Origin of the sequence: Gilliamella sp. wkB292 (assembly GCF_001690235.1) — a bacterium.
GTDB lineage: Bacteria > Pseudomonadota > Gammaproteobacteria > Enterobacterales > Orbaceae > Gilliamella > Gilliamella apicola_F.
Window position 1 is genome coordinate 1 of sequence record NZ_LZGO01000043.1, and the last position, 19,247, is coordinate 19,247.

Annotated in this window: 14 protein-coding genes and 2 pseudogenes; 10 read left to right on the forward strand and 6 right to left on the reverse strand. The window is 35.6% G+C overall.

Annotated features, from left to right (window positions below):
- Positions 1-82: 82 nt before the first annotated feature.
- The gene (gene fdhD, locus A9G09_RS04200; RefSeq protein ID WP_065633657.1) at positions 83-892 is read right to left on the reverse strand and encodes a formate dehydrogenase accessory sulfurtransferase FdhD; all 810 of its coding nucleotides are present in this window, start codon (positions 890-892) and stop codon (positions 83-85) included.
- A gap of 184 nt (positions 893-1,076) precedes the next feature.
- Here fdhD and A9G09_RS04205 point away from each other — a divergent pair, with 184 nt between their 5' ends.
- The gene (locus tag A9G09_RS04205; protein WP_065633658.1) at positions 1,077-1,607 is read left to right on the forward strand and encodes a DedA family protein; all 531 of its coding nucleotides are present in this window, start codon (positions 1,077-1,079) and stop codon (positions 1,605-1,607) included.
- Here A9G09_RS04205 and mscM read toward each other — a convergent pair.
- Both mscM and asd read right to left on the reverse strand, forming a co-directional pair.
- On the reverse strand, positions 1,604-4,222 hold the full coding sequence (gene mscM, locus A9G09_RS04210; RefSeq protein ID WP_065633659.1) for a miniconductance mechanosensitive channel MscM: 2,619 nt from the start codon (positions 4,220-4,222) through the stop codon (positions 1,604-1,606). The two genes, A9G09_RS04205 and mscM, sit on opposite strands and share 4 nt — an antisense overlap.
- Positions 4,223-4,238: 16 nt before the next feature.
- Positions 4,239-5,075 (reverse strand): annotated as a pseudogene (gene asd, locus A9G09_RS04215) (archaetidylserine decarboxylase); the annotation flags it as partial.
- A 210-nt stretch (positions 5,076-5,285) separates the two neighbouring features.
- Here asd and rhaB point away from each other — a divergent pair.
- From rhaB to rhaM, 6 genes are all read left to right on the forward strand, one after another.
- Positions 5,286-6,692 carry a rhamnulokinase gene (gene rhaB / locus A9G09_RS04220; protein ID WP_065633661.1) on the forward strand — a complete coding sequence of 469 codons (1,407 nt, stop codon included), beginning with the start codon at positions 5,286-5,288 and terminating at the stop codon, positions 6,690-6,692.
- Positions 6,693-6,727: 35 nt separating this feature from the next.
- Complete coding sequence (locus A9G09_RS04225) at positions 6,728-7,978, forward strand: L-rhamnose isomerase (RefSeq protein ID WP_065633662.1); 1,251 nt, start codon at positions 6,728-6,730, stop codon at positions 7,976-7,978.
- 13 nt (positions 7,979-7,991) lie between these two features.
- On the forward strand, positions 7,992-8,816 hold the full coding sequence (gene rhaD / locus A9G09_RS04230) for a rhamnulose-1-phosphate aldolase (RefSeq protein WP_065633663.1): 825 nt from the start codon (positions 7,992-7,994) through the stop codon (positions 8,814-8,816).
- Between the two features lie 55 nt (positions 8,817-8,871).
- Positions 8,872-9,906, forward strand: coding sequence for an L-rhamnose/proton symporter RhaT (gene rhaT / locus A9G09_RS04235; protein ID WP_065633664.1), 1,035 nt, complete (start codon positions 8,872-8,874; stop codon positions 9,904-9,906).
- A gap of 18 nt (positions 9,907-9,924) precedes the next feature.
- Entirely contained in the window at positions 9,925-11,076 is a 1,152-nt protein-coding gene (gene fucO / locus A9G09_RS04240) for a lactaldehyde reductase (RefSeq protein WP_065633665.1), read from the forward strand.
- A gap of 86 nt (positions 11,077-11,162) precedes the next feature.
- Positions 11,163-11,477 (forward strand): L-rhamnose mutarotase, encoded by a 315-nt coding sequence (gene rhaM, locus A9G09_RS04245; protein ID WP_065633666.1) that lies wholly within the window; start codon positions 11,163-11,165, stop codon positions 11,475-11,477.
- Between the two features lie 45 nt (positions 11,478-11,522).
- Here the strand turns inward: rhaM and A9G09_RS04250 are convergent, their stop codons facing one another.
- Together A9G09_RS04250 and rhaS are read right to left on the reverse strand one after the other, a co-directional pair.
- A complete protein-coding gene (locus A9G09_RS04250; protein WP_065633667.1) occupies positions 11,523-12,377 on the reverse strand; it encodes a helix-turn-helix domain-containing protein in 855 nt (284 codons plus the stop codon).
- Positions 12,378-12,406: 29 nt separating this feature from the next.
- Positions 12,407-13,231: an HTH-type transcriptional activator RhaS gene (gene rhaS / locus A9G09_RS04255; RefSeq protein WP_065633668.1), complete on the reverse strand. Its 825-nt coding sequence runs from the start codon at positions 13,229-13,231 to the stop codon at positions 12,407-12,409.
- Between the two features lie 650 nt (positions 13,232-13,881).
- On the opposite strand from rhaS, the pseudogene A9G09_RS13120 reads away from it, so the two are divergent.
- Positions 13,882-13,983: pseudogene (locus A9G09_RS13120) on the forward strand (carbohydrate porin); the annotation flags it as partial.
- Positions 13,984-14,208: 225 nt separating this feature from the next.
- On the opposite strand, the gene A9G09_RS04260 reads toward A9G09_RS13120, so the two are convergent.
- On the reverse strand, positions 14,209-15,627 hold the full coding sequence (locus A9G09_RS04260) for a sodium:proton antiporter (protein ID WP_081297478.1): 1,419 nt from the start codon (positions 15,625-15,627) through the stop codon (positions 14,209-14,211).
- Between the two features lie 686 nt (positions 15,628-16,313).
- On the opposite strand from A9G09_RS04260, the gene rlmF reads away from it, so the two are divergent.
- Both rlmF and A9G09_RS04270 read left to right on the forward strand, forming a co-directional pair.
- Positions 16,314-17,312, forward strand: a complete 999-nt coding sequence (gene rlmF, locus A9G09_RS04265; protein WP_065633669.1) for a 23S rRNA (adenine(1618)-N(6))-methyltransferase RlmF — start codon at positions 16,314-16,316, stop codon at positions 17,310-17,312.
- Positions 17,313-17,654: 342 nt separating this feature from the next.
- Positions 17,655-19,229 carry a hypothetical protein gene (locus tag A9G09_RS04270; protein WP_065633670.1) on the forward strand — a complete coding sequence of 525 codons (1,575 nt, stop codon included), beginning with the start codon at positions 17,655-17,657 and terminating at the stop codon, positions 19,227-19,229.
- Positions 19,230-19,247 lie beyond the last annotated feature (18 nt).

Sequence of the window (19,247 nt, forward strand, 5' to 3'; positions counted from 1 at the left end):
ATTTAAAAAATTAAAATATAAAGATTACTTATGATACATTAAGTTTCAATTTGACAACCGTGTTTATCTTATAGAATTATTATTACTCGATGATCCGATTGCTATCGGTATAGATCACTCCTTTATCACCTCTAAAAAATCCAATCAAAGTCAGGTTACTTGTTTTGGCTTGATCAACTGCCATCGATGTAGCTGCTGAAACCGCACAGAGAATTTCGATGCCACAGATAGCTGCTTTTTGTACCATTTCATAACTAGCTCGACTTGAGACTAATATTATGCCTTTTATATCTGTTTTATTTTGTGCGAGGTATTTAGCGCGATAACCTAGTAGTTTATCTAATGCTACATGTCTACCGATATCCTCAAAACCTGCAATAAAATTACCATGTAAATCAAGCCAAACTGCTGCATGGGTGCAGCCTGTTTTCGCCCCAACTTGTTGCACTTGGTTTAGATAGACTAGTGAATGCGCAAAATCTGATAACTGAATTTTGTCATTGGATGGCAACGTTGGAATAATTGAGCATACCTGTTCAAGTTGCTCTGTTCCACAGATACCACAACCAGTACGGCCGGTTAAATTACGACGTTTTTCTTTTAATTGATTGAAGCGTCTGGAAGATAATTCAATATGAACTTCTATCCCTTTTAATGAGTCGATAATATCAATCCCATAAATGTCATTAACCGATTCAATAATATTTTCAGTTAACGAAAAACCAAACGCAAAATACTCAAGATCTTTCGGCGTCGCCATCATAACTACATGAGAAATACCGTTATAAATTAATGCAATAGGTTTTTCTATGGCAATCGTATCAAATTGAGGATCGTTTAGCGTGCTATTGCTAAATTTTGTTACTAATACTGTGTTAATACCGTTAGTCATGGCTGGTCTCTGGCTGTTTATTTTTGAGCATTGCTTTAGATTTACATTGCTAATGTGAATAATCAGTAAAGCAATTGAGCTACGTAATAAGATTCTGCCAATACATGATTAACACAATCTTAAACTTATATTATTATGGTAAAATGCATGAATCTAATCAATTAATAATTTACCTAATACAATTATGTCAATACATGAATTTACCTATGCAATAATGCAGTTTATTCAAGCTCATCAAATATGGGCATTGCCAATTATTTTTTTATTGGCATTTGGTGAATCTTTAGCCATTATTTCATTGATTGTGCCAGCAACAGCAATTTTATTGGGGGCAGGCGCTTTAATTGGTACTGGTGTTATCTCATTTATTCCGGTATTGATTGCTGCATCGCTAGGTGCTGTGATTGGTGATTGGCTCTCTTATTGGTTAGGTAAGCATTATCACAAACAAGTAATCTCTTCTTGGCCATTAAGTAAGTACCCAAAATTGGTTTATCGTTCTGAACAATTTTTTCAACGCTATGGCGCTTTAGGGGTTTTTGTTGGTCGATTTTTTGGACCATTTCGAGCAATAGTACCGTTAATTGCTGGCACAATGCATATGCCTGCAACTAAGTTTAATCTAGCCAATATCTCTTCTGCGCCAATTTGGGCATTTGTGTTATTAGCGCCAGGTGCATTTGGTGTACCTTGGTTAGAAACGCTTTTCGGTTAAAGCGTGCCAACTGTGTAGCTACGGCGTCCACTTTTACGACCAAGCGCTTCCAAATTGGTTTGTAATGGTGGAAATGGTAATTTTAAATCATGCTGACGATAAGCTTCTAAGATTAATTTATGAATTGCTGTTCGTAAAAGCATTCGATGCCCCATTTCGGCTGCAAACACACGCAGTTCAAATAATTGTATTCCTTCTTGAATATCGACTAAAAAGACTTGTGGTTCGGGATCGTTTAACACATATTCACATTCCATACAGGCTTGTTGTAATAGGTTTATTACCAAATCACTATCAGCATCAATAGTTGCAGGGATAGTTAACACAATACGGGTAATGGAGTCTGATAACGACCAGTTAACTAATTGCTCAGTGATAAAAGCTTTATTCGGCATGACGATTTCTTTGCGGTCCCAGTCAACAATTGTAATTGCACGCGTGTTAATTTTAGTGATATTGCCGGTTAAATCACGAATAGTGACGGTATCCCCGATTCTGACCGGTTTTTCAAATAAAATGATTAAGCCAGAAATAAAGTTAGCAAAAATTTCTTGTAGACCAAAACCTAAACCAACACCTAATGCAGCAATAAGCCATTGTATTTTTGACCAATCAATCCCAATAAATGAAAATGCAATCATACAACCGATCATTAAAATAATATATTTAGAAATTGTTGAGATAGCATAACCGGTGCCCGGTGCTAAATCTAAATGTTGTAAAATTCCTAATTCGAGTAATGCTGGTAGGTTTTTAACGGCTTGCACGGTGATTGTCATGACTAAAATGGCAATACATACCGCGCCAAGGGTAATATATTGTTCGATTTCAACGCCATTGACAATGGTGCTTGTGCCCCAAAGTTTTATATTATTCATGAAGGCAAATGCCGAATGTAGTTCAGACCATAGCAATATCATACTAATTAAAGCAATCAGCATAATAATCGATCTAACTAATTGTAACGATTGTGCACTAATAACATCTAAGTTGATGACTGGTTCATCGACACCTTCATTCACCGATGTTAACTCTTCTTCGTGTCCTTTCGCGCGTTGCATGCGCTCTAATCGGCGTTGTTTGTCTCGTTCAAATTCAATACGACGTTTTTGGATCCACATCCAACGTCGAATCATAAAATAGATAACTAATAAACCAAACCAGATAATAACTGATGCTTCAAGTCGACCTAATAATACTTGTGCTGTAGATAAATAACCTAAACAAGCCGCAATAATAGCTAACCAAGGCGCACTTAATAAAATAAACCAAAGAATGTGACTTAATAAGTTATCGCCAGATCCTTTTTTATCAATATAAAGAGGAACGCCGGCTCGATGGATTGATTTAGTCATAAATACTAAAGCAAAGCAAAGAATAATGAAGGCTGTTCGTCCTATGGTGGCTGCAAATTGGCGGTTGTTAAACTGATCAAAACTCATGACAATCATAACAAGCGGAATTACTACCCAAACCGAAAGTTGATAGTATTTCATTGCTTCTCGTACACTTGATTTGGACCAGCCAAAATGGGTAATAAATAGACCATTTTGTTCTGCAAAATGTGCAGTAATAATAAAGACCCATAAAATAGGCGCAGCAGCATTTACCCCATAACCCAGCGCTACTGCGACAGGGTAGTCCCAGTTAATTTGCAGCGCATACCCAAAAACAGCCCATAAAATAGGTACAGGCAGCGCCATAATTAGCGAATAGATAATTACTTTTAATGTTAAAGAATAACTATCTTGCGTTACTTTACCTACGCGTGAGGCGGATTTGTTTAAAAATGCGTAATATTTTGTGCGCATTTTAAAGTGGGTAACCACAAATAGCATCGCTAAAATCAATAAAAATAATGGCTTAGGTGTTGTTAATACTTCACAACTGGCATTATATAGCTGAGTTAAGGTATCGATTGAAAAAATGACATACACAACATCTTTGGCCAAATTAACCGGGAATTTAAGTGAAATTGGGTTAACATCAGCCACCCAGAAAAAATAGCGGTGTGCCGCGTCATTGACTTCGTCAATTGCATTGGTTAATTGTTTATTTGAAATTTTTAATTTCGTTAATTCTAAAATAGTGGTATCAGTACCCGAAATTAATGTTTTAAGTAATTCGCTTTGTTCGCGTAACAAGCGTCGGTACTGTGTAGCGAGTTTTACACTATTAAGTGGGCTACTTAAAGTTGGATAGTTGTCTAATGCGGTTAGCGTATTGGAGTAATTAAGCTGTTGGACTTTTGCTTCGGCGATTTCGGCATCAAGCGGTTGAGACTTGGGTTTTTCTGGTAAACGTAGTAGCTGTTGGCGAAGGGTTTCGCCAAGCGCGGTTGAAAAACTTAACCATTCACCTTGTTCAGCCAGTGTCGCTAACGTATTTTGTACATGTGAAATCTGCGTGGTAATGTTATTTTGTTCATTAATGATGCTGGTTAAATGCGATTTTTGGAACTCCATATTTTGACGAAGTTCATCGTTTTTATCACTTAACTGATTCACAACTTGTGATAGCTCTTCTTCATTATCAATAGTTAAAATTGCTTGTTCAGCAAACGTTAATGAAGATAACAGCAATAATACACAACAGCAAAAACCACGCATCCACATAATGTTAGATCCTTTCAGCTAGCTTTTGACCAACGCGCGTTATGTCACCAACTTTAAGATGACTATCAAATGCAATAGCATTTGATGCAAACAAGGTAATGACAGTCGAGCCTAATTTAAAACAGCCCATATCTTGTCCTTTAGTTAATTTCACTTCGCCAGCATAGGTCCAACGTTTCATAATACCTTCGCGAGGAGGAGTGATACAGCCTTCCCATTCTACTTCAATACTACCAACAATCGTTGCACCGATTAAAATTTGTGCCATCGGTCCAAATTCGGTTTCAAATAGACAGATAACGCGCTCATTACGCGCAAAAATATTCGGTATACTTTCGGTTGTTGCTTTACTGACTGAGAACAATGAACCAGGCACATAAATCATTTCACGTAAAATGCCATCACAAGGCATATGAAAGCGATGGTAATTTTGAGGTGATAAGTAAGTTGTAGCATAAGCGCCATCTTTAAAAAACTTGATCATATCAGGATGGCATGCCAATAATGATTCTAAAGAATAAAAATGCCCTTTAGCTTGTAACAATAAATTATCTTGAACGACACCAAATTGGCTTATCACACCATCGGCAGGCATGACAATAGAATTAGCCGCTGAATCGATAGGACGGGCATCGTCTTTTAGCTCACGAGCAAAAAAATCATTGAAAGTTTTATATTCTTTTACATCACTAATTTTTGCTTCACTTAAATCAACTTTATACAGTTTACTAAAGCCTAAAATCATCCATGTTGTCACTTTCCCTAAATGTTTATTAGCAAGCCAACCAAATATTAGGGTTAATAGCTGTTTAGGTAGTAAATATTGAATAATTGCTTTTAACTGATTAAACATAGGTTACTCTCAAATTATTTTTATAAACACGTCATTATACCAATAATTATTAAGAATGTATAAAACCAACATAAATCGATAATTTGTGCGGTAGATCACACTGAGTTTTAAAATTTTGCCAATATGGTTAATACAATGGCAATCAATTGAAAGTATTTATGTTATACGTTATCTACACTCTACCCATTAGCAATAATGGGGATAGTGATAATGGCTGATAGATATATTGCCGCAATAGATTTAGGTGCTTCAAGTGGACGGGTAATGTTGTCTTGTTATCAAGCGGACAATCAACATTTAACCCTGAAAGAAGTGCATCGATTTAAGAATGATTTTAAATCACTAGATGCCAATTTTTGTTGGGATCTTGATTATTTAGAGCACGAAATCATTACCGGTTTAAACAAAATTATTCAGCAAGGTATAAAGCTCGATAGTATCGGCATTGATACTTGGGGCGTGGATTATGTACTGCTTGATAAACATGGACAAGTCGTTGGCCCGACTTATGCTTACCGCGATCATCGTACCGATAATGTTATGTCACAAGTTCAATCAGAGCTTGGAATCGAAAACATCTACCAAAAAACCGGTATTCAATTTTTAACCTTTAATACCCTTTATCAACTTAAAGCCATGATGAGGGACAATCCAACTTGGTTATCACAAGTCACGGATTGGGTGATGATACCGGATTATTTAATTTATCGATTGACTGGTAAGTTAAACCGTGAATATACCAATGCAACAACAACACAACTGGTTAATGTGACAACACGTGATTGGGATCAGCAATTGCTCGATTACTTAGGTGTGCCGCGGAAATGGTTTGGCGATATTACCATGCCCGGTAATAAAGTCGGTTATTGGCAAAGTCCGAATGGCGAACAAATTCCAGTTATTGCTATAGCCAGCCACGATACCGCTAGTGCAGTGATTGCCGCTCCCATAACAGATAAACAAAGTGCTTATTTGTGTTCAGGGACTTGGTCATTAATGGGCATCGAGTCAAATCATCCATTTACCGAAGTTCAAGCTCTAAACGCTAACATCACCAATGAAGGTGGGGTAGATGGGCATTATCGCGTCTTAAAAAACATTATGGGTTTATGGCTATTTCAGCGTGTTTGCATAGAGCATAACATCATTAACATTAGTCACATTATTGAATTAGCAAAGCAAGAACAACCCTTTACTTATGTGATTAATCCTAATGATGACAGGTTTTTAAATCCCGCGTCCATGACCGAAACCATAAAACAGGTCTGCTGTGAAAAATATGCGCACGCGCCTGAACGTTTATCACAATTAGTGCGCTGTATATTTGATAGTTTAGCCACTTTATATCGTGATGTAATTGCAGAATTATCCCTACTTATCAAGCAACCAATTAGTACCTTACATATTGTTGGTGGTGGTTGCCAAAATACTTTTCTCAATCAGTTATGTGCCGATCTTTGTCATATCAACGTGACCGCAGGTCCTGTTGAATCGTCTGCCTTAGGTAATGTCGGATACCAATTAATTTCGTTAGGGGATATCGATGATGTTAAGACGTTAAGACAGATTATCTCGCACAATTTTGATACCCAATATTATTATCCACAAAATAGTTAATTAAAAAATTTACCTAATTTATTAAGGAGTTACTAATGAGTACAGTTGAAAATGCCTATCAAGGAGCTAAAGCAAGATTTGCCGAAATAGGGGTAGATACCGATGCAGCTTTAGCTAAAATGGCTAAATTACCAATTTCAGTCCATTGCTGGCAAGGTGATGATGTTGCAGGTTTTGAAACACAAGAAGGTGAGTTAACAGGCGGTATACAGGCGACAGGTAATTATCCGGGCAAAGCACGCAATGCAAGTGAACTTAGAGCCGATTTAGATAAAGCGTTTAGCTTAATCCCTGGTCCAAAACGATTAAATTTACATGCATCATATTTAGAAGCTGATCACAAAGTTGATCGTAATGAAGTAAAACCGGAACACTTTGCGAATTGGGTAAGCTGGGCTAAAAAGCAGCACATTGGTTTAGATTTTAATCCAACTTATTTTTCTCACCCATTAAGTAATGAAGGCACGTTAACGCATGTTGATGCAAAAATTCGCCAATTTTGGATTGAACATGGTAAAGCGTGTCGTAAAGTATCTGAATATTTTGGTAAAGAGTTAGGTACACCCTCAGTAATGAACATTTGGTTACCTGATGGCATGAAAGATATTACCGTCGATAAATTTGCACCAAGACAACGTTTATTAGAATCGTTGGATGAAATTATCAGTGAAAAAATCGATCCTAAATATCATATTGATGCAGTAGAAAGTAAATTATTTGGTATTGGACTTGAATCTTATACTGCTGGTTCAAATGAATTTTATCTCGCTTATGCTACATCACGTAAAACTGCACTCTGTTTAGATGCGGGGCATTTCCACCCAACAGAAGTCATTTCAGACAAAATTTCTGCCGTTATGCCATTTGTTGAACACCTATTACTGCACGTAAGCCGCCCTGTACGTTGGGATAGTGATCACGTCGTACTTTTCGATGATGAAACCCAAAATATTGCCAGTGAAATCATTCGTAATAATTTATTTGATCGAGTTCATATCGGCTTGGACTTTTTTGATGCATCAATCAACCGTATCGCGGCTTGGGTAATTGGTACACGCAACATGAAAAAATGCCTATTAAAAGCGTTATTAGAACCTACAGCGCAACTCAAACAATTTGAACGTGAACGAGACTTTACTTCCCGACTAGCATTACTCGAAGAACAAAAATCCTTACCTTGGCAAGCAGTTTGGGATAAATATTGCCAACAAAATGGCGTGCCAGTAGGACGTGCTTGGCTTGATGAAGTTCGTCAATATGAACAACAAGTATTAACTCAACGATAATGAGGTGAAAACAATGCAACAGATTCTATCTTCTTGGTTTGTGCAAGGCATGATCAAAGCAACGTACGACATGTGGTTAAAAGGTTGGGATGAACGTAATGGCGGTAACGTAAGCTTACGATTATTAGACACCGATGTCATTTCATTTCAAGATGACTTTTATGCTAATCCAAGGCACGTATCATTAACACAAGATGTGACTAAGTTAGCCAATCAATACTTTATTGTGACAGGCTCTGGAAAATTTTTCCGAAATGTCATTTTAGATCCCGCTGATACCTTAGCTATTGTCAAAATCGATGAGCAGGGTAAGGGCTACTATATTATGTGGGGGTTGATTAATGGTGGTTTACCCACTTCTGAGCTAGCCGCTCACTTACAGTCTCACATCGTTCGAATGGAAAAAAGTCAAGGTAAAGATCGCGTGATCATGCATTGTCATGCAACCAATTTAATTGCATTAACTTATGTTTTAGAACTCGATACCGCAGTTATTACCCGTTTACTATGGGAAATGAGCACCGAATGCTTGGTGGTTTTTCCTGATGGAGTAGGTGTTGTGCCTTGGATGGTGCCAGGCAAAGATGAAATTGGTTATGCCACAGCACAACAAATGGCAAAACATACATTGGTTTTATGGGCTTTTCATGGTGTTTTCGGTACTGGTCCTACATTGGATGAAGCCTTTGGGCTTATTGATACAGCAGAAAAATCAGCAGAAGTATTAGTTAAAGTTTTATCAATGGGTGGTAAACGACAAACTATTACAACCGAGCAATTTAGACTGCTGGCACAGCGCTTTGATGTCAATCCAATTGAAGAAGCATTAAAACCTTAGTTAGGTTTAGCTCAGAATATATTAAATTATATTCTAAACATATAAGGACACATATATGGGTAGTTCAATTATTTTAGGTATTTTTTGGCACTTTGTCGGTGCTACATCGGCCGCTTGCTTTTATGCACCATTGAAAAAAGTCAAAAATTGGTCATGGGAAACAATGTGGTCAATCGCGGGTATTTTTTCATGGATTATTTTGCCTTGGTCTATAAGTTACTGTTTATTGCCTGATTTTTGGGGATATTATGGTAGTTTCAGTTCAGATATATTAATTCCTGTTTTTCTATTTGGTGCAATGTGGGGAATTGGTAATGTCGGCTATGGACTGACTATGCGCTATTTGGGTATGTCCATGGGAATAGGTATTGCAATTGGCATTACCTTAATTGTTGGTACGTTAATGACGCCGATATTACAAGGTAAATTTGGTGAACTTGTCGCTTCAACGGGCGGCAAAATGACACTACTAGGCGTAGTTGTCGCTGTTATTGGGGTAGCCATTGTTACTTATGCGGGACTTTTAAAAGAAAAAACATTAGGCGTACAGGTAGCGGATTTTAATCTACGCAAAGGACTATTGTTAGCGGTAATGTGTGGGATTTTTTCTGCTGGTATGTCTTTTGCCATGAGCGCCGCAGTACCTATGCATACTAAGGCTGCTGAATTAGGTGTTTCTCATCTGTATGTTGCGTTACCTAGTTATGTAGTCATCATGGGTGGTGGCGCGATAGTTAATCTTGGTTTTTGTATTTCCCGCCTCTGTTTTAAAAAAGAACTGTCATTCAAACAAGATATCTCGGTTGCTAAATCGTTACTCATTAGCAATGCATTGTTTGCCATTTTGGGCGGTGCAATGTGGTATTTTCAATTCTTCTTTTATGCATGGGGCCATGCCAATATCCCAGCAGAGTATGGCTTTATGAGTTGGATGTTACATATGAGCTTTTATGTGCTCTGTGGTGGTATTGTTGGTTTAGTTTTAAAAGAGTGGTTTGGAACCGGGAAAAAACCAGTAAAAGTATTATGTATAGGTTGCTTAGTTATTATTTTGGCTGCCAATATCGTTGGTTTAGGCATGGCAAATTAATTGAAAGGAAAACAGATTATGGCTTATAGAATGATTTTAAATGAAACCTCTTATTTTGGTGCAGGGTCAATCCAACATATCGTTGATGAAATTAAAAAACGTGGTTTTAAAAAAGCATTGGTGGTTACTGACAAAGATCTAATCAAATTCAAAGTAGCAACAAAAGTAACAAAATTATTAGATGACAATGGTTTTGCTTATCAAATATTTGATGAAGTCATGCCAAATCCAACTATCGGAATTGTTAAAAAAGGGGTAGAAATTTTTAAACAGTCAGGTGCTGATTATTTAATCGCTATCGGTGGCGGATCTCCGCAAGATACGGCCAAAGCCATTGGTATCATTATTAATAATCCTGAATTTGCTGATGTGCGAAGCTTAGAAGGCGTTGCACCAACTAAAAAACCTGCGGTTCCAACGATAGCCATCCCAACAACAGCAGGTACCGCAGCTGAAGTGACTATTAACTACGTCATTACCGATGAAGAGAAAAAACGCAAATTTGTCTGTGTTGACCCTCATGATATTCCGGCTGTTGCAATCATAGATTCAGATATGATGACAAGCATGCCAGCGAGTTTAAAAGCGGCAACTGGGGTAGATGCGCTAACACATGCCATAGAGGGTTATATTACTAAAGGTGCTTGGGAACTATCAGACATGTTCCATCTTAAAGCAATAGAAGTTATATCTCGTTCATTACGTGACTCAGTAAAAGGGATTGCAAAAGGTTCAGAAGAGATGGCATTAGGTCAATATATTGCTGGTATGGGTTTTTCAAATGTGGGATTAGGTTTAGTTCATGGAATGGCACACCCGCTTGGTGCTTTTTATAGTACACCGCATGGTGTTGCTAATGCCGTATTGCTACCGCATATCATGGCTTACAATGCCGAATTTACTGGCGATAAATATCGTGATATTGCTAAAGCAATGGGGGTGGCAGACACTGAAAAAATGACAATAACGCAGGCCAGACAGGCTGCTGTTGATGCAGTAAAACAGCTTAACAAAGATGTCGGTATTCCAGCAACATTGAAAGATATTGGCGTTAAACTCGAAGACATTCCAGCACTAGCACAAGCTGCCTTTGATGATGTTTGTACCGGTGGTAATCCACGTGAAACTAATGTTCACGAAATTGAACAACTTTATCAGGCTATTTATTAATGATAAGTTGCTGATTTAAAATTATGAAATAGGTCAATATTATATCGACCTATTTCATAGGTGATGCTTAATAAGAAGGAATGATTATGTTAAGAAAAGCTTCAATCATGCAGGTTAATCCTGATAAACATGCGGAATATAAAAAACGACACGATGAAATTTTCCCAGAATTAGTGAAAGAGTTAAAAGCACATGGTGCACATAATTATTCGATTTTTCTCGATCCAAAGCGCAATCTTTTATTTGCTTACGTTGAAATTGAATCAGAAGATCGTTGGGATGCTATTGCCAATACGGCTGCTTGCAAAAAATGGTGGGCATTTATGCAAGATATCATGCCAAGTAATGCTGATAACAGCCCAATAAGTGAAGCGCTTTTACCTGTGTTTTATCTTGAATAAAAATGGACTCTCTTTTATAAAATTAAAAGAGAGTCTCTACCTTCATTAACGTTTATTGGTTTTATTGCTAAATTTTGCTCGATATTGTGACGGTGTCTGCTTGGTTTCTTTTTTAAATACGACTGAAAAATAGTTACTATCATCATAACCACATTCAGCCGAAATCATACTAATTGAGTATGGCGTGTTACGCAGTAATGACATTGCTGTACACAAGCGCCGCTTTTGTAGATATTCATTAATTGTCATGCCCGTTTGAGTTTTAAATAAACGGCTTAGTGATCTTGCAGCAATATGATTTTGCTTACAAAATATGTCTAAATTAAATGGCGTGGCTATGCTATTGTGCAGTACGGTAAATAATAAATCCAATTGATGAGTTGCGGTTGGTGATTGAGTATTAGGCATTTGTTTAATACGATCTAATAAAATGACTAACTGTAAAAATAGCGCTTCGGCCAGATGCACGGATGCTAAATTATTTTTTTTTGATTCAATCGCGATCTGTTCAATTAAAGGGGAGACCATTTTAATTAAAGAAGGTTTAATGCGCCAGCCTCGCTCGGTGTGCTTGGTATTTTGTTTTGGCAAATATTGTTCAATGATTGATGATAAAAATAGAGCATCTCGTAAATATAAAATATTGTCGAGTTTTAGATTATTTACCGATTCATAACCATGAATATCTTTAGGGTTAATATATAAAATATCACCACTAGTGATTGGATATATATAATCATTCCAGTGATGTAATCCATTACCCGAACAGACAATGACAATTTCATGAAAGTCGTGGTCATGCAAAGGAAAGGGTTGTTGATGATCTCTTTTTTCGACAGTCACAGTATTAATATCTGCAATAAAATAATCTTGTCTAAATAAATGCAAATAGTGATTCATAAGCTGTTCCTGACGTATATATTTACCTATTAATGATAACGTTTATCTGGACAAGTACGTAATTCTTGTGGTCCAAAAGTAAACTCCTGTTTAAAACAAGTCGAAAAATAAGCACTATCATTAAATCCACATTCTTGCGCAATGTCTGTGATGGATTTATCTGTCTGAATTAATTGTGTATAGGCATCAGCCAAACGTAATTTTATAAGGTATTTTTGCGGAGTTGTGCCTAATTGATCTTTTACATGACGATGAAAAGAACGTAATGATAATGAAAATTGCTCGGTTACCTTATGCCAATCAATCGGTTCTTTAAAATGGAATTGTAGATAGCGTAATAGCTGTTTAACGCGGTTATCACTGGTGCCCGTACCTTGATTTACATATTGATTTTGTTTGAATAATAGTAATAATTGTAAAAAAAGGCTTTCTTGAAAAGCATTGCTTTGCACTGATACTTGATTCAATTGCGCTAAAATGATGTGTATATTTTTGTCACAATTTTTATCAAAAAAGAAGTGAGATTGGCACAAATCTTGATTCGGAATCAATTCATTAATACCATTGATGAAATGAAAGTTGTCAGGATCTCTAAATAAAATATTTGTTAAATGTAAATTGTTCACGTTTTCGTATAAATGGCAATCACTAGCGTGAATATAAAACATCATACCCGGATAAAGATCGAATAATCGACCGTTTAAAATATGCTTGCCATAACCTTTTGTGACAATGACTATTTCATTAAAATTATGCGTATGTTCAGGATACACAGGTTGGGGCTCTCGCGGCTCTATAGTGATATTTTGCTGACTAGAAGCAAAAAAATCTTTATCGAGTAACTTCTGTATCATGCGCGATCCTCACTTTATTGCAAATCACTTTAGCCTTATTCTAAAAAGGAAAAGTGTATCTGACCTTTAAAATTCGGACATGGTAAATCTTTTTTTGGCTGTAATTTATAGTAACTTAAGACTTTTTATTAAAATTGTGCGAAGACTCACATTTTTATGATGAGAATTTTATAAATTCAATGGGTAAAGTTTACTTACTCTATAACCGTTTTTTGTTACAGAGTATTATGTAAAGTTAGGTTGTTATTTTCTATTTTTACGTTCATCTTATGGCTTAATACTAAAACTTTTTTATAAAGTTTTTTGAAATGTATATTGTTGGCAAATCTACATAACAAGACAATTTCGTTAATAGTCATCTTACTTACTCGTATTTTTAGCTTTGTAGATAATAATTTTAAACGCTTAATATACTGTTTGGATGTTAAGGTTGAGGCCTGTTTGATATGGCGACAATCTATATAAAGTGGCAGCGCTGTTTAGTCAATATTAAACTTGATTAAGTAAACATTGATTACAATAGCAATAGAAAGCATTTGGAATAATATTGGCTTTGGTTATATTTACGCCGATAACGATATACAAACCTTTTACAGCAAGTTATAGCGAAGAAAGTAAAATTTATGCTAAAGGCATAATATAAATTACATACTATTAATGCATCATATTCAATTGCTAATGTGATGGATATGAACAATTTTAATCTTTACTTAGGCAGTTACAAATCACAGCTAAAACGCAATGCAAAATAGGGTGCCGATAACCGTTATTGTGGAAGATTACGTTTTAAATATTTTTTCTAAACTTAATTTATTAATTAAACCAGATAATTTTCAATATCTGGTTTTACGCTGAATGACACAATAATATTATTGCGCTAACTATTGCTATAGTGCAGTACACATAATCTATTATTCGTTCATCTTATAATTTGTTATGTTTATTAAAATAGCATCAGTAGTAATGTTAGGGGCATGTTAGATAAAAAATATCAAATTATTGATGATAAACACTGGAATCAATATGCTAATTGACCATTTCATATAACCAAAAAAGCTTGGCATATTAATTTGGTGTTGTGTTGCTATACTTTTAACCATAAAGTTAGGTGCGTTGCCTATGTAGCTAAGTGCTCCCATAAACACCGATCCCATTGATATAGCTAATAGTGTTTTTGCCATGGTGGTCATTAACGTCATGGCATCGCCTGATGCTAGATTGAAAAACACCAAATAAGTCGGTGCATTGTCTAAAAAGCCCGAAAGTAATCCCGCAAACCAAAAATACAAACTATTAATTGGCTCAAGATGGTCGTTGTTAACGAACGTTACAATTGCCGATAAAGCGCCATTACTGCCCGCGCGTAAAATAGTTAATACCGGTACAATCGTAATAAATATACCAATAAACAATTTGCCAACTTCAATAATTGGATCCCAATTAAACTCATTACCTGCACGAACTTGTTTTGGTGTAATCATGACAGATGTGACTGTGATGAGTAACAATAACAGATCTCGCACCAGATCAGGTAGGCCAATTGAGGTTGCTAAAATAGTAAAAGTGATTGAAGACTGCCAAATTCCCGACATCAATACACAAATAATAATGGCTAACAATAAAAAAATGTTGGTAATACCGTAGAGTTTAAACAGTTGAGTAGGTTTAGTCTCTATCTTTGACGATTGACCATATTGCTGGCGAAAGTAATAATTGTCGATAATATAAAAAATTATTAATAATAAAATCGTCGTCAATAATACCGGACAAAGCATATGCTTAACAGTCCAAAAAAAATCAACCCCTTTTAAAAAACCAATAAATAACGGTGGATCACCTAATGGTGTTAATCCACCGCCAATGTTAGCAACAAGAAAGATGAAAAAGATAATAATATGAACAGATTGATTACGGTGACGATTAGCTCTAATTAAAGGACGAATCATTAACATTGCCGCACCTGTAGTGCCCATAATTGAGGCTAATATCGTGCCGACTGCTAACAATACAACATTCAATTTAGGCGTACTAATAATATCACTTTTAATCAAAACCCCACCCGATACGGTATACAGGGCAAGTAGTAAAACGATAAAAGGGATATACTCTTCTAATATTGCATGAGCGGTTAGATTGACAGTGGTTTGTATGCCGAATGAATAAATGGCTGCAACTATAAACAGTGTTGTCCAAAAAATAATAATTTTGCCGTAGTGATAGTGCCATAATCGCGCTAAAAATAGTGGACATAATGCAATCGAAAGCAAAATACCAATAAAAGGTACAGCCCAAACTAAGCTTAACTGTTCACCGTTAAATTCGGAAGCATAGAGCTCAAAAGAGCTAAATAGCAATATGATAAAAGGTACACAGAATAATTTGAATGGGATTCTCATGGCATTTCCATTTGGATTAAAAGTTGAAAATTATAACAAATAACAACGCTTTTTCGAATGGAATGAATTAAGTCATTCTTGAGTATATTAATAACTAGCTTTGATTAAATTCATATCATTCAATCAACATTAAAGTTAATCATAATACTGGACTTATTGAAGCTATTAACGTTTAGTTATTCATAAATTACGATCATTAACCATAGAACAAAACTGTAAAACAGTGAAAAGTAATGCGCTTCAAGTAGCAAAAATAGCCCTGGCGGTGAATAAACTGTAAGTTATATTCAATTTTATCGTTGATGGTAAAGTGAGTAAACTAAACATTTTAATACAAAAGTGACTAATGAATTTAGTGACGAGCTCAAATTAGCCGATTCTATAATTAATCAGTTTTATTATAATTTGTTGGATAACAAAATAACTTGCGTCAATAAAATGGTGATTAGATACCACTCAATCATTTTAGACTAGTTGTATTTGTTTGAAATATTATGATGAGGGGGAATGTTTTAGCCGGTAACAGCAAAACCATAGATTGTGGTGGTAATTATTTTTTCTGATACCTGTCGCAATTATCAAGCAAGTGAATGGATATTCAAAGTAAGCTAGGTTAAGTGTTTTTACTTTTCCTTATTATGCGTAAAACCTTTATAATAGACAGTCTTTTTATTGTTGGATAAAACATGCAAAAACAGTCGAACTTAGCAAACAAAACAGCTTTACATCAACGTAATAAACATCGCCAAGGTTATGACTTTTTGGCGCTATGCCAAACGTTACCTGATTTCACACCGTACGTTAAACCAAATCAATACAATAATTTATCGATCGATTTTGCTGATCCAATGGCAGTTAAATTGCTAAATAAAGCATTGTTATTACATTATTATCAACTGAGTAATTGGGATATTCCCAGCGAGTATCTTTGCCCACCCATTCCTGGTCGAGCAGATTATATTCATTATCTAGCCGACTTACTTGCTTATGATAACAACGATAAGATCCCTGTAGGTAAGCAGATCCGTGTTCTTGATATTGGTGTAGGGGCAAATGTAATTTACCCCATTATTGGTCGAGCTGAATATAATTGGTCATTTGTGGGAAGTGATATCAACCCAATGTCAATCAAAGCCGCAAAGCTTATCATTCAGTCTAACCCATTATTAAATGGTTTTATTGATTGTCGTTTACAACGTGATCCCTCAGCAATTTTTAGACAAATTATAAAGCCGAAAGAATTTTTTATGTTAACTATGTGTAATCCACCTTTTCATGATTCGGCACAAGCAGCACTGGCGAGTAACCAAACTAAGCTCAAAAAGTTAGGTAAATTGCAGTATTCAAAATCTAATCCTGCACTCAATTTTGGTGGTCAGCAGACCGAATTATGGTGCAAAGGGGGAGAAAGTGCTTTTATCACCAATATGATCAAAGAAAGCACACAATATAAACAGCAATGCTTATGGTTTACTTCGCTGGTTTCTAAAAAAGAGTCACTCAAAGTGCTTAACAAGCAATTAATCACAGTTAAACCTGCTGAAGTCAAAATTATTCCAATGGCGCAAGGGCAAAAGAGTAGTCGTTTTATTGCATGGAGTTTTTTCCATCAAGATAAAAGGCGAGAGATTATCAAAAATCATCAAGAAAACAGTGAGGGTATAAAACAAACATCTGTTTCTTAAAAGATTATTTTAAACGATGATTCTCATTTTTTAATTTGGTGTTATTTACCATTTTCAATGTTTCTTTCAAAGGGCAACAATTTTCTTCAAAAAATAGAGGTTTTTATTCATTTAGCGTGTAACAAAAAGCCAGACATGTTTACTGTAATTTTTATGTAAAAAATTACATCTAATTGATTAATAATATTAATTTTATGTTTTGGTTACTATGCAATCTATTTTTTTTTGATGAATAGTCATTTATACTTGTTACGCTTTTATATTTTGTATCGAAATTGAGTTTTAGTTTTTTTAGATAGTCACTATTACGAATAAATTAAGCGGTTTCAAAGGAGATACAATATGTCTGAAGTAGTCTTGTGTCAAAATTATCTGTTTTTTTTTAACACCAAACATTATTTAATCTTTTTTTTAATCCGCCTCAATCAATTTTGTTGTTCTTCTATGATTACTGTCAAATCAGTTTCAGTAATTGTTGTTTATTGGTTATTTGTGCATAGTAATCCTGTCAATGCATTATCGGCTTCGACTGAAAATGCTATTCATGGCCATGCGCCTTATTTAACGTTTGACAATGGAAAAACTAAAGCGGTAAGTGTTGAAGGGTTACTGGGTTTACAGCTATCTGATGGTCGAAGTTTTATTGCTGCTGGTGGGCAAAGTGATTTGTATCCCAATGCTATTATCGATAATTCAAGCCAAGAATCACCCATTGATTTGTTGAGTGATGATGATACATTTTTGAGTATTAAAACCTTGGTACCATTAGTCAATAATAGTAGCTACCCGAGTATTTCATTAAGTAATCTTATTACATCGTCTGATAATTATTGGGGAGATGAAGATGGTGATGCATCACCAAATGCAACAGGTAATTTGATGGTTAAATGGTTAGATGCCAATAACAACGATATTACTACGCAAGTCAAAAATAACCCCAATGCTCAATTAACCGGATGCGACTCCCCTTATAAGTTAACCATTACGTCTAATGGTGGTCAATTATTTACCCAATATGGTATACCTAATGTGACAGATTTTAGTGGAGCTAAGCATACCTATTATTTTAATCGTAAAATTGATACGCCGTATGTGTGTTATGTTCAACCAAATGTTTGGTATGATGGGCGTCATTATCCTGATGCAGATGGTCCTGATTGGATCAGAAGTCGAGGATTTAAAGTACAAGATATCAGTAATCCGGATTTAAATTTTCCCACGACAGGTTTAAATGGGCTTAATTTTTATTTGATATTAGGTGGTGTTACACCTGAACAAGTCATAACTGCAAATACTCAAGATGGTCAAACTGTTTATCCTGTCAACGGTGGGAGTAAAGTCACCATTTCATTAAAATCCGAACAAACACCAGGTTGGGATAATTCACCCAAAGTGTTAGCATTAAAAGTGGTTTTAAATGGTCCTAATGAAAATTCCACAGATACTTCATTTAGTCCTGTTCTGTTTAAGATTTATGCAGACAGTGAAAGAAAGCAACTATTATACAGTTTTAATATCGATAGATGGTATATCGCCAGTTCAAATGATGCCGCCACAAGTGATGATGTTGAGCGGTTTTGTGATAATTTGGGTAATGGTTATCGATTCCCGAAAGTCAATGATTTAACTAATGCCAATGGCAAAGGTTGGCATGGCGGAATTAGTGGTCGCAATATTAATAATTATCGTCGGCAAATAAGCTTTAAAGACACAAGTGGGAAATGGATTGGTGGCATTTTTAATGAATGGGGATCTTCTTATAAACTCTATTATCCAACAAGTGATTGGCATACTTCAGCGCAATCCTACTATTGGGCATTATCTGATGATGCCAGCATACAATATGCGGTTGGTTCTGATGTTGGCGATATCGATTCAGATTCTACAGCAGGTAAAATGGTTTGTGTTAATCCTTAATATGAAAAATTAATTATA

Bases quoted from the DNA above. Each gene is read 5' to 3' on its own strand.
- A9G09_RS04205 (WP_065633658.1), top strand. From the start codon at position 1,077: ATGTCAATACATGAATTTACCTATGCAATAATGCAGTTTATTCAAGCT.
- fdhD (WP_065633657.1), bottom strand. From the start codon at position 892: ATGACTAACGGTATTAACACAGTATTAGTAACAAAATTTAGCAATAGC.
- rhaB (WP_065633661.1), top strand. From the start codon at position 5,286: ATGGCTGATAGATATATTGCCGCAATAGATTTAGGTGCTTCAAGTGGA.
- rhaM (WP_065633666.1), top strand. From the start codon at position 11,163: ATGTTAAGAAAAGCTTCAATCATGCAGGTTAATCCTGATAAACATGCG.
- A9G09_RS04270 (WP_065633670.1), top strand. From the start codon at position 17,655: ATGTCTGAAGTAGTCTTGTGTCAAAATTATCTGTTTTTTTTTAACACC.
- A9G09_RS04225 (WP_065633662.1), top strand. From the start codon at position 6,728: ATGAGTACAGTTGAAAATGCCTATCAAGGAGCTAAAGCAAGATTTGCC.
- fucO (WP_065633665.1), top strand. From the start codon at position 9,925: ATGGCTTATAGAATGATTTTAAATGAAACCTCTTATTTTGGTGCAGGG.
- A9G09_RS04260 (WP_081297478.1), bottom strand. From the start codon at position 15,627: ATGAGAATCCCATTCAAATTATTCTGTGTACCTTTTATCATATTGCTA.
- rhaD (WP_065633663.1), top strand. From the start codon at position 7,992: ATGCAACAGATTCTATCTTCTTGGTTTGTGCAAGGCATGATCAAAGCA.
- A9G09_RS04250 (WP_065633667.1), bottom strand. From the start codon at position 12,377: ATGAATCACTATTTGCATTTATTTAGACAAGATTATTTTATTGCAGAT.
- rlmF (WP_065633669.1), top strand. From the start codon at position 16,314: ATGCAAAAACAGTCGAACTTAGCAAACAAAACAGCTTTACATCAACGT.
- mscM (WP_065633659.1), bottom strand. From the start codon at position 4,222: ATGTGGATGCGTGGTTTTTGCTGTTGTGTATTATTGCTGTTATCTTCA.
- rhaT (WP_065633664.1), top strand. From the start codon at position 8,872: ATGGGTAGTTCAATTATTTTAGGTATTTTTTGGCACTTTGTCGGTGCT.
- rhaS (WP_065633668.1), bottom strand. From the start codon at position 13,231: ATGATACAGAAGTTACTCGATAAAGATTTTTTTGCTTCTAGTCAGCAA.